The organism is Synechococcus sp. ATX 2A4 (assembly GCF_024346375.1).
Lineage (GTDB): Bacteria > Cyanobacteriota > Cyanobacteriia > PCC-6307 > Cyanobiaceae > MW101C3.
Genome location: NZ_JAGQCV010000004.1, coordinates 92582 through 106802 on the forward strand (window position 1 = coordinate 92582; position 14221 = coordinate 106802).

14 protein-coding genes are annotated in these 14221 nt (G+C 69.2%); 6 read left to right on the forward strand and 8 right to left on the reverse strand.

What is annotated here, in order from left to right:
• The first annotated feature begins 75 nt into the window (after positions 1-75).
• Together KBY97_RS04975 and KBY97_RS04980 are read left to right on the forward strand one after the other, a co-directional pair.
• The gene (locus tag KBY97_RS04975) at positions 76-957 is read left to right on the forward strand and encodes a 4-hydroxybenzoate polyprenyltransferase (RefSeq protein WP_255145575.1); all 882 of its coding nucleotides are present in this window, start codon (positions 76-78) and stop codon (positions 955-957) included.
• 2 nt (positions 958-959) lie between these two features.
• Positions 960-1973 (forward strand): LD-carboxypeptidase, encoded by a 1014-nt coding sequence (locus KBY97_RS04980; RefSeq protein WP_255145727.1) that lies wholly within the window; start codon positions 960-962, stop codon positions 1971-1973.
• Here the strand turns inward: KBY97_RS04980 and ispD are convergent.
• Positions 1957-2643, reverse strand: a complete 687-nt coding sequence (gene ispD / locus KBY97_RS04985; protein ID WP_255145576.1) for a 2-C-methyl-D-erythritol 4-phosphate cytidylyltransferase — start codon at positions 2641-2643, stop codon at positions 1957-1959. The two genes, KBY97_RS04980 and ispD, sit on opposite strands and share 17 nt — an antisense overlap.
• Positions 2644-2719: 76 nt before the next feature.
• On the opposite strand from ispD, the gene KBY97_RS04990 reads away from it, so the two are divergent.
• From KBY97_RS04990 to fabG, 3 genes are read left to right on the forward strand one after another with little or no spacing between them, the layout of a single operon-like run.
• Positions 2720-3610, forward strand: a complete 891-nt coding sequence (locus KBY97_RS04990; RefSeq protein ID WP_255145577.1) for a glycosyltransferase family 9 protein — start codon at positions 2720-2722, stop codon at positions 3608-3610.
• Positions 3611-3649: 39 nt separating this feature from the next.
• Complete coding sequence (locus KBY97_RS04995) at positions 3650-4783, forward strand: TrkA family potassium uptake protein (RefSeq protein ID WP_255145578.1); 1134 nt, start codon at positions 3650-3652, stop codon at positions 4781-4783.
• Between the two features lie 46 nt (positions 4784-4829).
• Positions 4830-5588 carry a 3-oxoacyl-[acyl-carrier-protein] reductase gene (gene fabG / locus KBY97_RS05000; RefSeq protein ID WP_255145579.1) on the forward strand — a complete coding sequence of 253 codons (759 nt, stop codon included), beginning with the start codon at positions 4830-4832 and terminating at the stop codon, positions 5586-5588.
• 15 nt (positions 5589-5603) lie between these two features.
• Here fabG and KBY97_RS05005 read toward each other — a convergent pair whose 3' ends face one another.
• Entirely contained in the window at positions 5604-5843 is a 240-nt protein-coding gene (locus tag KBY97_RS05005; protein WP_255145580.1) for a hypothetical protein, read from the reverse strand.
• Between the two features lie 159 nt (positions 5844-6002).
• Here KBY97_RS05005 and groL point away from each other — a divergent pair, with 159 nt between their 5' ends.
• Positions 6003-7667, forward strand: a complete 1665-nt coding sequence (gene groL, locus KBY97_RS05010) for a chaperonin GroEL (RefSeq protein WP_255145581.1) — start codon at positions 6003-6005, stop codon at positions 7665-7667.
• Between the two features lie 42 nt (positions 7668-7709).
• On the opposite strand, the gene KBY97_RS05015 is transcribed toward groL, so the two are convergent.
• The 6 genes from KBY97_RS05015 to KBY97_RS05040 form a co-directional block, all read right to left on the reverse strand.
• Positions 7710-8459 carry an N-acetylmannosamine-6-phosphate 2-epimerase gene (locus tag KBY97_RS05015; protein WP_255145582.1) on the reverse strand — a complete coding sequence of 250 codons (750 nt, stop codon included), beginning with the start codon at positions 8457-8459 and terminating at the stop codon, positions 7710-7712.
• 64 nt (positions 8460-8523) lie between these two features.
• A complete protein-coding gene (locus KBY97_RS05020) occupies positions 8524-10074 on the reverse strand; it encodes a hypothetical protein (RefSeq protein ID WP_255145583.1) in 1551 nt (516 codons plus the stop codon).
• Positions 10075-10157: 83 nt separating this feature from the next.
• Entirely contained in the window at positions 10158-11030 is an 873-nt protein-coding gene (locus KBY97_RS05025; RefSeq protein ID WP_255145584.1) for an ABC transporter permease, read from the reverse strand.
• A gap of 40 nt (positions 11031-11070) precedes the next feature.
• The gene (locus KBY97_RS05030; RefSeq protein ID WP_255145585.1) at positions 11071-12090 is read right to left on the reverse strand and encodes an ABC transporter ATP-binding protein; all 1020 of its coding nucleotides are present in this window, start codon (positions 12088-12090) and stop codon (positions 11071-11073) included.
• A gap of 75 nt (positions 12091-12165) precedes the next feature.
• On the reverse strand, positions 12166-13254 hold the full coding sequence (locus tag KBY97_RS05035; protein WP_255145586.1) for a heme o synthase: 1089 nt from the start codon (positions 13252-13254) through the stop codon (positions 12166-12168).
• The gene (locus tag KBY97_RS05040) at positions 13247-14206 is read right to left on the reverse strand and encodes a heme A synthase (protein WP_255145587.1); all 960 of its coding nucleotides are present in this window, start codon (positions 14204-14206) and stop codon (positions 13247-13249) included. The genes KBY97_RS05035 and KBY97_RS05040 overlap by 8 nt, the downstream gene beginning before the upstream one ends.
• Positions 14207-14221 lie beyond the last annotated feature (15 nt).

The window sequence follows — 14221 nt, forward strand, 5'->3', positions numbered from 1 at the left end:
CAGCCGTCGGAACCGGCGCAGTCGGCGTCACTTTGCCATTGCAGGGCCGTTGAACCACGGTTCTACGCTCCTCTCATGCACATCCACGGAGTCCTGCGGGGGTGGATCGAGTTGCTGCGCTGGCACAAGCCCAGCGGCCGACTGATCCTGCTCATTCCGGCCGGCTGGGCCCTCTGGCTGCTGCCGCAGGGCCCGCCTCCCCCCTCGCTGCTGGCATTGATCGTGGTCGGAGGCCTGGCGGTGAGCGGGGCGGGCTGTGTCGCCAACGACCTCTGGGACCGCCGCATCGATCCGCTGGTGGAGCGCACCCGGCAGCGGCCCCTTGCCAGCGGCCGGGTGCGGGTGGCCAGTGCCGTGCTGCTGCTGGTGCTGTGCCTGCTGGTGGCCCTGGCGGTGGTGCTGCTGCTGCCACTGCCCGGGCGGCAGCTGTCGCTGCAGCTGGCCCTGCTGGCCCTGCCGCCGGTGCTCCTCTATCCCTCCGCCAAGCGTTGGTTCCCCTTGCCCCAGCTGGTGCTCGCCCTGTGCTGGGGCTTCGCGGTGCTGATCCCCTGGGCCGCCGCCAGCGGCAACCTGGCCGGCGGCTGGCCGCTGCTGCTGGTCTGGCTGGCCACCCTGCTGTGGACGTTCGGCTTCGACACCGTCTACGCCATGTCGGACCGCAGCGATGACGCGGCGCTCGGCATCCGCAGCAGTGCGCTCACCCTCGGTGCTGCCGCCCCCGGCGCCGTCGCCCTCTGCTACGTGCTCACGGCACTGCTGCTGGCCGCCGCCGCCCTGCTCCAGTCAGTGAGTTGGCCCTTCTGGTTGCTATGGGCCGCCGCCGCCGTGGGCATGCAGAGCGAGGCCTGGCGCCTGCGGGGCACGCCGCCGCGCTCCCGCTTCGCGCAGCATTTCAGCCGCCAGGTGCTGCTGGGCGGGGTGTTCTGGCTGGCCCTGGCGGTGGGGAGGCTGGCGTGAGCGTGGCCGGCCTGCCGCCAGCCCTGCGGCGCGGTGATCGCGTGCGGCTGGTGGCGGCCAGCTCCGCCCTGGCGGACGTGGGCCGCCTCCAGCAGGGAGTGGCGGTGCTGCAGAGCTGGGGCCTCACGGTGGAGATGCCCTTCGATCCCGCCCGTCGCTGGGGGTATCTGGCCGGCCACGACCTGCAGCGCCGCGCCGATCTGCAGCCGGCGCCGCTGCTGGCCTGCGTGCGGGGCGGCTGGGGCGCCGCCCGCCTGCTGGAGCAGCCCCTGCCGGAGGCCGACGGCTGGCTGCTGGGTTTCTCCGATGTGACCTCCCTGCTCTGGGCCCGCCAGGCCCGTGGCCAGGCGGGCGGGGTGCATGGCCCGCTGGTCACCACCCTGGCGGCTGAACCCGACTGGAGCCGCGAGCGCCTGCGGAGGCTGCTGTTCGGCGCGCCCGTCCCCCCCCTGACCGGGGACACCTGGTGTGCGGGGGTGGCGGAGGGTCCGTTGCTGGTGGGCAACCTCACGGTGGCCACCCACCTGCTCGGCACGCCCCACCTGCCGGCCCTCGACGGCGCCATCCTCGTGCTCGAGGACGTGGGCGAAGCGCCTTACCGGATCGAGCGCATGCTCACCCACTGGCGCCTGTGCGGCGCCTTGCAGCGTCTGGCGGGCATCGGTTTCGGCAGTTTCGAAGCGTGTGACGACCCCGAAAGCGGGGCGCCGGCGGCGGGGGTGGCGCAGGCCCAGGCACCACAAGACACGGATCAACAAGCCCAGGAATCGCCAGCCCTGGCACCACAAGGCCAGACACTGCCTGTGAACAAACCGCCGACAGAGGGCAGTGATCTTCAGAGGCCCCAGGCCGCGTCCCAGCGCTTCAGCCTCGAGCAGGTGCTGCGGGAACGCACGGCCGACCTCGGCATTCCCGTGCTGGCGGGACTGCCGCTGGGGCATGCGCCCGGCAATGGGGCCCTGCCGCTGGGCGTGCGCGCGCGGCTCGGTGGCGGCGCGCTCAGCCTGCTGCCCTAGCGGCGAGTACTGCCGCGGCAATGGTGAGATCGAAGGGGGTGGTGAGCTTGATGTTCGAAGGGGGGGCTTCGATCACCCCCACCGGCCAGCCCAGCCGCTCAAACAGGGCCGCGTCGTCGGTGACGCTCCAGCCCGCCTGCTCTGCCTGGGCATGGGCCTGCCGCAGCCGCTCAAGCGGAAAGCCCTGGGGGGTCTGAGCGGCCCATAGCTCGCTCCGATCGGGGGTGGAGAGGATCAGCTGCTGCCCGTCCACCCGCTTGATCGTGTCGGTGACAGGGGTGGCGGCGATCACGGCCTCGCCGGCGTGCACGCGGGCGGCGCAGCGGCGGATCAATTCCGGTTCCACCAGGCAGCGGGCACCGTCATGGATCAGCACGGCGCCTGCAGCGGCAGGCAGGGCCGCCAGTCCGCGGCTCACCGATTCCTGACGCGTGGCGCCCCCTTCGATCCAGCGCACGGGGCGGTCGGGCTGCTCCGCCTCGATGATCGCCTCCACATCCGCCTCATCCACCGGTTGGCCCACCACGCCGATCCAGTGGATGGCCTCGCAGGCCAGCACCGCCTCCAAGGTCCAGGCCAGCACCGCCCGGCCAGCCACAGGCAGCAGCAGCTTGTTGCGCTGCGACCCCATGCGACGGCCGCTGCCGGCTGCGGCGATCAGCAAATGCACAAGCGGCTCCCGAACACATCGAAATCAGATCAGATTCATACAATCAGCCCGCCCGAAACCCGATCGCTGCCGCCTGATGCGAGTTCTGTTTTTGATCCCGGGCAGCGGCGCCACCCAACTTCAGGCCATGCCAGCGGTTGCCGCCACTGCCGGCCAGCTGGGGGCCAGCGTGCAGGTGGCCTGTCCCCAGGCCCAGGTTTCCATCTGGAAGCTGCTGCCGGCCGTGGAGAAGGTGATCCCCTACAGCTTTGACACCGGCGCCAGCCTGGCGGACTGGGCCAACCTGCTCGGCTCCGTGCGCGAGCCCGATTTCCAGCTCTGCCTCAACCTCGCCTCGGGCTGGCCGATCGATCTTTTGCTTTCCCTCACCCACATCCCCACCCGCATCGCCACCGGTGGCTTCTCCGCCACCGTGCGGGTGCCTGCCAACGGCACGGTTGTGGCTGGGGCCGTCAACGGCAGCTCGCCGTCCACCAGCGGCTGGCCCAACCAGCAGTTCGAGAGCTGGCTGCGCCCGCTCGAGATCCCGCTCGATGCCGAGGCCTTCCGTCTGCGGCTCAAGCCCAAGGCGCTGGAAGCCGCTGCTGCCGCCCTGCCGGCGGGAGATGGCCCGCTGCTGCTGCTGGCGCCCAGGCCGGAGGCCGCCGCGGCCACCGACTGGGCCGCCGCCCACTGGCAGGCGCTGCCGGAGACGATCCGTGCCCGCCTCCCCAACCTGCGCGTGGTGACGGCACCGGCTGGGGCCACGCCGCAGGAGCTGGCAGCGCAGGTGGCTGCCGTGGACGTGGTGCTCAGCAGCGATCCGATCATCACCGAACTGGCCCTGCTCACCGCCACGCCGCTGGTGGCGCTGGGTCGCAGCAGCGACAGCCTCCCGCCGCGACAGGGGGTAAAAGGGATCGGTACCCCTGGATCCCTGGATCAGCTGAGCATTGCCGAGGTGTTGTTGGCGTTGGGGATGGCCTGATTCTGCGGCCCTCGGCCGGCTGGCTAGCTGTGGTGCACCATGATCCCTACCCTTCGCCGCCGCCGCCGCCGGTCGGCCCCTTCCACGGCCTCCCGGCGGCCCTGGCGTACGCCAGTGCTGGCGCTGTCGCTGCTGATCAACCTCACGGCCGTCGGCTACAGGCTTACCGAAGGTTGGGACTGGGGCGATTGCTACTGGATGGTGGTGGTCACGCTCAGCACCATGGGCTGGAGCGACGGGACCACCCAGCCGCTTTCATCGGCAGGCCGCATTGTCACCACCCTGGCGATCGTGGGCGGCCTGGTGGTGGTGCAGGTGACCATCCAGAGCCTGCTGGGGCTGAGTGAGTCGGGCTACTTCCGCCGCCTGCGCGAACGTCGTTTCAAGAACTGGCTGAGCACGATGGAAAATCATGTGATTCTCTGCGGCTACGGCCGGATCGGCCGCGAGATTGCCGATCAGATCGTCGCCGAAGGCGTGCCCCTGGTGGTGGTGGAAATGGACGCCGGCCAGAAGGAGGCCGCCGAGGAGCGGGGGCTGACGGTGCTTCAGGCCGATGCCACCCTCGATGAAACCCTGGTTGAGGCTGGCATCCATCACTGCCGCAGCCTGGTGGCCGCCCTGCCCAACAATGCCGCGAACCTCTATGTGGTGCTCAGTGCCCGCGGCATCGCCCCCCGATGCCGCCTGATCGCCCGCTCCGACAGCGACGAAGCGGCCCGCAAGCTCAGGCTGGCCGGTGCCGATCAGGTGGTGAGCCCCTATGTGGCGGGCGGGCGCACGATGGCCGCCACCGCCCTGCGGCCGCTGGCGGTGGGGTTCATGGAGCTGCTGGCCGGCTCCGACTGCGAAGTGGAGGAGTTCCAGCTCACTGAGGATCCCCAGCGGATGACCTCCATCAACGGCCGCAGCCTCGCGGAACTGCAGCTGGGCCGTCAGACCGGCGTGCTGGTGCTGGCGATTCGCCTGCCAGCCCCTGCCAAGCCAGTGATCAGCTACTACCGCGGCGTGGCGTATCGGCAGGATCAGCCCCGGCTGATCGCCAACCCGGGCAGTGATCTGCGCCTGGCACCAGGGCAGCTGCTGGTGGTGCTGGGCAGCAAGGAGCAGCTGGCCCGCTTCGGGGCGCTGCTGGGGCCGGCACTGGTGAGCATGGACGCCATGGAGCGGTAGGTCTGGCAAGGCGGCCGCATACGATCGCCGCCATCGCCAGCTTCCGATGTCCGTGACCACCGCCGCTCCCCTGGCCGATCAGGTCGCCCTGGTCACCGGTGCCAGCCGGGGCATCGGGCGGGCCATCGCCCTGGAGCTGGCTGCGGCCGGGGCCGAGGTGGTGGTGAACTACGCCGCTTCAGCCGCTGCCGCCGACGCGGTGGTGGAGGCGATCACCGCCGCCGGTGGCCGGGCCTATGCCCTGGCGGCTGATGTGGCTGTGGAAGAGCAGGTGGACGCACTGGTGAAAACGGTGCTGGAGCGCAGCGGCCGGCTGGATGTGCTGGTCAACAACGCCGGCATCACCCGCGATGGCCTGTTGCTGCGCATGAAGACCAGCGACTGGCAGAGCGTGATCGATCTCAATCTCACCGGCGTATTTCTCTGCACCCGGGCGGTGAGCCGCTCCATGCTCAAGGCCCGCCGCGGCCGCATCATCAACATCACCTCGGTGGTGGGCTTGGTGGGCAACCCCGGCCAGGCCAACTACAGCGCCGCCAAGGCCGGCGTGATCGGCTTCACCCGCAGCACCGCAGCGGAGTTCGCCAGCCGGGGCATCACCGTCAATGCCGTCGCCCCTGGCTTCATCGCCACCGACATGACCCGCGAGCTCCACGAGGAGCCGATCCTCGCCGCCATTCCGCTCGGACGCATGGGCCAGCCTGAGGAGGTGGCCGGGGCCGTGCGCTTCCTGGCCGCCGATCCTGCCGCCGCTTATATCACTGGCCAGGTGCTGCAGGTGGACGGCGGCATGGTGATGGCCTGAGCCGGCCGGGCGGCCCTAGGTCTCGATCGGTTGCACGAGCTCATCGCGCAGCCGCCGGATGCGCTGCAGCAGGCGCAGGCGGCGGCTGCGGGCGGTGATGGTCAGAAACAGGCGGATCGGCACGTACACCAGGGCCATCAGCAGCCCCAGCCCGGCGATCAGCAGGAAGGCCATGGCGCTGGTGGCCGCCATGGTGGGATCCGAGGCCGCGTCGCTGAGCGCGCCGGCGAGGCTGGTGCTGAGGGATTCCTCCATGCCCCGACCCTATCGGGGGTCAGCCGCCGTTGCCTGTGCCATCGAAAGGTGCATCCGCATTCGGCTTTCCCCACCACAGCAACCTCGCTGGCCACAGGCCGCTATGGGAATCTGAACGCACTTTCAGGGCCTGCCGCCGGCGCGCCTCTTCCCACGCCCATGGCCAAACTGATCAGCTTTTCGGATGCCTCCCGCGCCTCCCTGGAACGGGGTGTGAACGCACTGGCCAATGCGGTGAAGGTCACCATTGGCCCCCGGGGGCGCAATGTGGTGCTCGAGAAGAAGTTCGGCGCCCCCGACATCGTCAATGACGGGGTCACGATCGCCAAGGAAATCGAGCTTGAGGATCCCTTCGAGAACATCGGCGCCAAGCTGATCCAGCAGGTGGCCAGCAAAACCAAGGACGAGGCCGGAGACGGCACCACCACTGCCACCGTTCTCGCCCAGGCGCTCGTCCATGACGGCCTGATGAACGTGGCGGCTGGCGCCAATCCGGTGGGCCTGCGCCGCGGCATGGAGAAAGCCCTGGCCCAGGTGGTAATGGGCATCCAGGCCCGCGCCATCCCCGTGGCTGGCGAAGCGATCCGTCAGGTGGCCACGGTCAGCTCCGGTGGTGATGAGGAAGTGGGCCGCATGGTGGCCGAAGCCATGGAGTTGGTCACCACCGATGGGGTGATCACGGTGGAGGAATCGCGCTCGCTGGCCACTGAGCTGGAGGTCACCGAAGGGATGGCCTTCGATCGCGGCTACTCCTCCCCCTATTTCGTCACCGATGGCGAGCGCCAGGTGTGCGAATACGAAAACGCTCTGCTGCTGGTCACCGATCGCAAGATCAGTGCGATCGCCGACCTGGTGCCGGTGCTGGAGGCCGTCTCCCGCGCCGGCGCCCCGCTGGTGATCCTTTCGGAAGAGGTGGAAGGCGAAGCCTTGGCCACCCTCGTGGTCAACAAGACCCGCGGCGTGTTGCAGGTGGCGGCGGTGCGGGCTCCCTCCTTCGGCGATCGCCGCAAGGCGGCCCTGCAGGACATCGCCGTGCTCACCGGCGCCACGCTGATCAGCGAAGACCGCTCCATGTCGCTTGAGAAGGCGACCCTCGCTGATCTGGGCCGGGTGCGCCGGATCACGATCAGTAAGGACACCACCACGATCGTGGGCACCGAAGATCACCGCGACGCCGTGGCCGAGAGGGTGGCCTCGATCCGCCGCGAACTCTCCGCGACCGACTCCGACTATGACCGCGAGAAGCTGAGTGAGCGCATCGCCAAGCTGGCTGGCGGGGTGGCGGTGATCAAGGTGGGGGCCCCCACCGAAACCGAGCTGCGTCACCGCAAGCTGCGCATCGAAGATGCCCTCAATGCCACCCGGGCAGCGGTGGAGGAGGGGATTGTTCCCGGCGGTGGCAGCACCTTGATGGAGCTGGCCGCTGAACTCGACGGCTGCATTGCCGGGCTTGACGGCGACGAGCGCACCGGGGCGGAAATCCTGCGCCGCGCCCTCTCTGCCCCTCTGCGCCAGATCGCCGAGAATGCCGGCGCCAATGGCGATGTGGTGGTGGCTGATGTGCTGCGCCTCGGCAAGGGCTACAACGCCCTAAACGGTGCCTACGAAGATCTGATGACCGCTGGCATTCTTGATGCCGCCAAGGTGGTGCGCCTCGCCCTTCAGGATGCGGTGTCGATCGCCGCGCTGCTGATCACCACTGAAGTGGTGATCGCCGACAAGCCCGAACCTGCCGCGCCCGCCGGTGGTGGCGGTATGGAGGGCATGGGAGGAATGGGCGGCATGGGAGGAATGGGTGGAATGGGCATGCCCGGCATGATGTGATTCCAACCATCTGGGAGTGGAGCCCAGCAGCAGCTCAGCCGATCAGGGGCGGAGCTGCTGCACATAAGTGGCCACCTGAAGATCCACGCCGGTGATGGCGGTCCCCACCACCACGGCGTCCGCCCCCTGCTGCAGGGCACGCTGCGCCTGATCCGGGCTGGCGATGCCGCCTTCGCAGATCAGCGTGGTGTCTGCCGGCAGGGCGGCCCGCAGCGGCTCCAGCAGGTCCCAGGCCGGCGGCCGCTGAGCTGCCGTGCCCTCCGTGTAGCCGTAGAGGGTGGTTCCCACCCAGCGGCAGCCGAGGGTCGCAGCTTGTACCCCGTTCGCCACGCTGTCCACATCGGCCATCAGCGGGGCGCCAAGCTCCTCGGTGGCCCGCTTGATCAGCTCGGCCAGTGCGTATCCGTCGGGGCGCTGCCGTTCGGTGGCATCGATCGCCACCACATCGGCCCCTGCTCCCCACACCGCCAGCATTTCTTCCCAGCCGGGCGTGATGTACACCGGGCTGTCTGGGAAGCTGCGCTTCCACAAGCCCACGATCAGCGCCTGCGGGCAGCGCCGCCGCACGGCAGCGATGTGCTCGGGGCTTTCGAGGCGCACGCCGATGGCCCCGTTGGCCAGGCTTGCCTCCGCCATGGCGGCAATCACCTGTGGATCCCGCAGCGGCGAGCCTTCGGGCGCCTGCACCGACACGATCAGCCCGCCCCGCACAGCCGCCGGCTCCAGCCGCTCCGCAGGAGTACCGCCAGGGATGGCAGGACGGCCCCCGAGGGGCGGAGACAAAGGGGGCATGGCGGGCGCTCGAAAAGGGGGCAAGGGGCGGGTGAAAGCGGCAAAGCCAAGCGGCAACGCTGTGTCAGCTGCTGTGGGTGTCCGCTGGGGACGTGTCATCCGGCAGCCAAGAGCGCAGCGAGGCCAGGCCTGGATGGGCAGGTGCGGGAGCCGGCCGGCCGCCGGCGACGGCACCCGCGGCCCGCTCGCGCAGGGGCAACGTGCGGCCCTGGGGGGTGAGTGCTGGGGCGATCTCCGTGGCGCTGAGGCGCGGTGGGCGGGCCGGGAGTTCCGGTTCCAGCGCAGAGAGTTGCTCCGCTGCAGGGTCGCTGCCTGACGCAGAATCGCTGCCTCCAACGGTGCCACGGGCTTGGGCGGTGCCGCCGGGGCGGAAGCTGCTGCTGGCTTGACCAGGGCCGCTGGCTGAAGCGCTGTCACTGGTTGAAGCCGTGCCACTGTCATCGTCGTCGCTGCCGTCGTCGCTGTTGTGGAAGGTGCTCACCACCTCTTCCAGGCAAACGCGCACGAGGCTTTTCACTCGGGCCAGGGGGCCCCGCCAGATCGGAGCCTGTGCCACCTCGGCGGCTTCTGCAGGGTGTGGGTTGGGCTCTGCGGGGGAAGCGGCCGTGAGGTCCGCTTGCGGGTCTGTGGCAGCAAGTTCAACTTCTCCATCCGCCGCCTGAGGGTCACCGGATGGAGAAGTAGCGGATGGCTCGTCCGATCTGGGCTTCGCTGGTTGCGGGCTCGGTTCAGCAGGCTCGGCCCCGAAGTTGAACATCCTCCCCGCGCTGGGCCGTGCCGGGATCAAGGGAGGAACGGCCGGTACAGGATCGAGCGAGAGCTCCAAGAAGGGCAGTGGTGCCTGCACGAAGCCATCAAGGGCCCCATCTCCTGGCTCTGGCGGGGCGCTAGAAGCCGCTTCTGCGGGCAGGTCTTCGGCTGCCACCACTGCAGGTGAAACGCTCTCTGGCCTTCCGGTTTTGGGAGCAACGCCCTCCAAGGCAGCCTCCTCGCCCACTGGGTCCGCGGCGAGAAGATCCACAGCAATCCCCTCAGCGGTGAGGGTTGCAGCAGCGGGAGCCTCCAGCCAGGGGTCGAACGCGAACGGTTCACCCAAAAACTCCACGGGCGCCTCCCCAATCGTGCTGGGCCCGGCAGCAGGATCTGCAGGGGCGGCAGCGTCAACGCCGATGGGCGGCCCGGTGTCTTCGGTGGCTGCCAGGGTGACAGCAGCATCGGCGCCGGCGCTCTCTTCCGGGGAGATTTCGTGCTCAGGGCCAGTGGCCTGATCAAAGCTGTGCGTGAGCTCTGGTGAAGATCCCTCAATCTCCAGCTGCACCCCGTCCAGGGTGATTGCCGCAAAGGAAAACCCCTGCGCCACCAGCTCCGGTGCAGCAGCCGTCTGCTCGGCAGCCGCCACAGCCGCTTCACCGGCAGCCGCAGGTGTTGTATCAGGAGCGGTGCCTGGGGCCGCTGTGGCGTGCAGGTGGTCGTGCCACCAGCCCTTCAGGGAGGCATCGCCGGCGGTGAGCTCCTGCATCAACGGCGGAAGGGCTTCGACGCCATGGCGGTGCACCCAGCGCAGCGACAGCCAGGCCACTGCTCCTTGATCCCTGCGGTCCAGGGCACCCTTCAAGACCAGGCGCTCGGAGGGCCGCTTCTGCTGAGGCCTGGGCAGAACTGGCGCAGGCAGGGACGGGGACGGGGGCACAGCGGGGCTCAGCTGAGTTTGCGATCCAGCAGCGGCCGGATCAGAAGGAACAATCCGATGGCCAGCAGGGCCAACACGCCGAGGCAGGTGGCGCCGGTGATCTCCCCGTAAGGAGCGATCAGCACCACGTCGCCGAGGGAGAGGTGGCCTGCGTAGGCCGCACGAATGGGTTCAATCGCGAAGGTAAGGGGATTCAGGGCCGCAAGCCAGCCCAGCCAGGTGGGCATGAAGGAAATCGGGGCCAGGGCCGTGCTGGCGAACAGCAGGGGCAGGTTGGCCACGAAGATCACCGCGATCAGCTCAATGTGACCGGGCAACGCGAAGGCCAGCCCCAGGCTCATGGCCGTGACGGCGAACACCAGCAGCAGCAGGGTGACCAGCACCAGCGCCAGCCCTGCGGTGCCGGGCCAGCCATAGCCCAGCCAGGCGGCGGTGCCCATGATCGCCAGGCTCTGGACCAGGCTCAAGCTGGTGATGTAGAGCACGGAAGCCAGCACGATCGAGCTGCGTGAGCGCAGCGGTGCCACCAGCAACCGATTGAGAAAGCCGAATTCCCGGTCGAACATCACCGGCAGGCCGGCATTGAGGGCGGCGCTGAACGCCGTGAACACGATCACCCCCGCACCGAGAAAGCGCCCGTAGCTCATGCCATCGGGCAGCAGACCTTCCGGTGCCTTGGCGAACAGGGCGCCGAACAGCACCAGCCAGATCAGCGGCTGCAGCACGCCGGCCACCAAGGTGGTGGGCCGGCGCGCCAGCTGGAGGAACAACCTGCGAGTGAGCGCCAGGGTTTCCTGGGTCACGTCCGCCAGGGCGGAACGGTTGGCCGCCGGCAGGGCCGGCAGCGGCGGCTGGGCGGTGAGGGTGGGTGCGCTGGTCATGGCCGGAGGAAGGCGGAGGGTGGAAAGAGGGGGTGGCGGGTCAACGCATGGCCTGTTTGCGCTCGGCTTTGGCATCCCTGCTGCCGGCGACCGCCAGCTCCGCGTCCATCAGGGTGCGGCCGGTGGCTTGCAGATACACATCATCAAGACTGGCCTGGCTCTGGGCCAGCGAGAAGACCGGCAGTTCAGCGGCATCGAGCTGGCAACGCAACTGCTCGATCACCCCCTCGTGTTCCACCACCAGGTTGAGCGAATGGCCCTGGGCGCGGTTCACCACCACCTGCCGCACGCCGGGGCAGGCCTGGAGCACCTCGCTGACGCGGCTGGCCTCCCGCTCATCGCTGAATTCACGCACCCGCAGCGTGACCCGGTCGCCGCCGAGCGCCTCCTTGAGGGCGCTGGGGCTGCCTTCGGCGATCACCCGGCCCCCGTCAATGATGGCGAGACGGTCGGCGAGCGCATCCACTTCCTCCAGGTAGTGGCTGCTGAGAAGCACCGTGGTACCGGCCTGGCGCAGCTCGCGCAGCACCTGCCAGATGGCGGCGCGGCTTTCGATGTCGAGGCCCACCGTGGGTTCGTCGAGCACGAGCAGCTCAGGGCTGTGCAGTAGGCCGCAGGCCAGATCGAGGCGGCGGCGCATCCCGCCGGAATAGGAGCCGCAGCGTCGGTCGATCCAGTCGCCCATGCCCATGCGCTCCACCAGCTCCTCGATGCGTGGGGTCAGCAGGCGCGCGGGCTGGTGGTAAAGCGCGCCCTGCAGCTGGAGCAGCTCACGGCCGGTGAGGATCTTGTCGATCGCCACCTCCTGGGCCACATAGCCCAGCAGTTCCCGCACCTGCCGCGGTTGCTTCAGCGCATCGTGGCCCGCCACGATCACCCGGCCGCTGTCGGGGGCCAGCAGGGTGGTGATGATGCGCAAGGCGGTGGTCTTGCCGGCTCCGTTCGGACCGAGCAAGCCATAGAGGCAACCCCGGGGCACGCTCAGGTCGAGCGACTGGAGCGCCTCCACCGGGCCATAGCGTTTGGTGAGTTGCTGCAGCTCGATCACCGCGTCTGGCACCGCTGGTCAGGCTCACGCCCGTTGGAAAGGAGAACCAATCTAGAAAGGAGCCCCATCAAGCGGCTCCGGCGAGGATCAGCGGCTGCCCACAACATTCAGCAGCGGGAAACCGCTCAGCTGCGGGAATCCCAGCGACGGAAACCCGTTCAGGCCGTTGAACAGCGGCAGTCCCTCAAGACCGGTGGCCCAGCCGATCAGGTCGCTGGTCTGGTGGGAGAAGGCGGTGGCGGCGGGCAGGCGGCAGACCAGCAGCAGCAGGCAGATCCCGAACAGGTAAAGGATCGACCAGCGGAACAAGCCCTTGGCCCGCACCGGATCATCGGGCGACGCCGCCAGCGATCGGCCCATCTGCAGCAGGCGGCCGTTGAACGGCAGCAGCAGGAGCCCGTAGAGGAGCCCACCACTGGGCAGGGCCAGGATGCCGAAACCGCTCACCAGCACCGTGGCCCGGGCGTAATGCACGATCGCTTCGGCGGTCACCTGGGAGCCCTTGACCACCGGCAGCATCGGGATGCCCACCGAGCGGTAGTCCTCGCGAAGCAACAGGGCCAGCGCCCAGAAATGCGCAGGAGTCCACAGCATCACCAGGCTGAACAACCACCAGCTGCTCAGGCCCAGATGGCCGGTGGCAGCTGCAGCGCCCACCAAGGGGGGAATGGCACCGGCCACCCCGCCGATCACGATGTTCTGGGAGGTGCGGGGCTTGAGCAGGGCGGTGTAAAGGAGCACGTAGCTGCACAGGCCCAGCAGGGAGAGCCCCGCGGCCAGGCAGTTCACGCCGCTCACCAGCAGGGCGGCCGCCACGCAGGTGAGCGAAACAGCCACCGAGAAGGCGGTGGCGGGTGACAGCCGACCGGAGGGCAGCGCCCGGCCGCTGGTGCGGACCATGCGACCGTCGAGCTCCTGTTCCCAGAGGCAATTGAGCACGCCGGCAGCGGCAGCGGCCAGGGCACCGCCGCCCAGGGTGCAGGCCAGGCGCGGGGCTGGCAGCGGCCAACCTTCCGACAGGGCCATGCCGCCGAGGGTGGTGGCCAGCAGCAGCGGAATCAGGCGCGGTTTGGCGATCTCCAGCCAGGCCGGCAGTTTGACCTTGGCGCGGGAGGGAACAGCCTCGCTGCGGGGGAGCGTGGGGGAGGCGCCGCTCCCCGCGGTGGCGCTAACCATGACAACTCTCCAAGGTGGAAGTACGGGGGGAGTGGACCGCTGAAAACCGGGCTGGTGCCAGGTTCCAGCTGCGCACCGCCAGGCCGGTGAGCAGGCCCACCAGCAGGGCGGCGGTGATCTGGTGCCCCACGGTGACAAGGGGAACGGCCAGCGAGAGGCGCAGGGTGAGCACCCCAAGCACCACCTGCAGCCCCACCAGCAGCACCCCAGCGAGAGCAAAGGGCCAGGAGCGCTGGCGGGTGGCCGGCGTGAGCAGGGTGAAGCCACAGGCAAGCACCACCACCAGCGCCACCGGCACCGCCAGTTGGCGGTGTGTGGCCAGCAGGCCACAGGCTTCGCCGTTGCTCAGGCAACGCCCTGACGCCCACTGGGTGGCCATCAGCGCACCGGAAATCGCCTGAGCAAACACAGCCAGGGCAGCCATTGCCGTGGCCAGGGCAGCAGCACGCACCCAAAGGAGTGAAGGGTGGGGGGAAGCGGGCCCACCAGCGGCAGAAGTGGCGCCAGGGGAAGAGATCTGGGCGGTGAGGCCCTGATGGACGCCACTGAGCACGGCCACCAGCACAAGGGCGGTGCCGAGATGGGCCGTCACCACATCAAAACGAAGCAATTGCGTGACGGTGAGAGCACCCAGCAGGCCCTGCACGGCCACCAGCAGCAGGGCGGCGCCGCTGGCCCAGGGGAGCCAAGAGGGCAGCACCTGGCGCCGAAGCACGCTCCAGCCGGAAAGCACCAGCAGGGCGATTCCCACCAGAAAGGCATCGAGCCGATGAAACCACTCCAGGAAGACCTGAAGGTTCATGCGTCCGCCCGGCAGAAAGCTGCCGTAACAAAGCGGCCAGTCGGGGCAGGCCAGACCGGCTTCCATCACCCGTGTGGCGCCCCCGATCGCCACCAGGGCCACCAGTGCCACCACCAGGTGGGACGTGAGAAAAAGCAATCCGCGCCTCATGGCGATCAAGTTAGC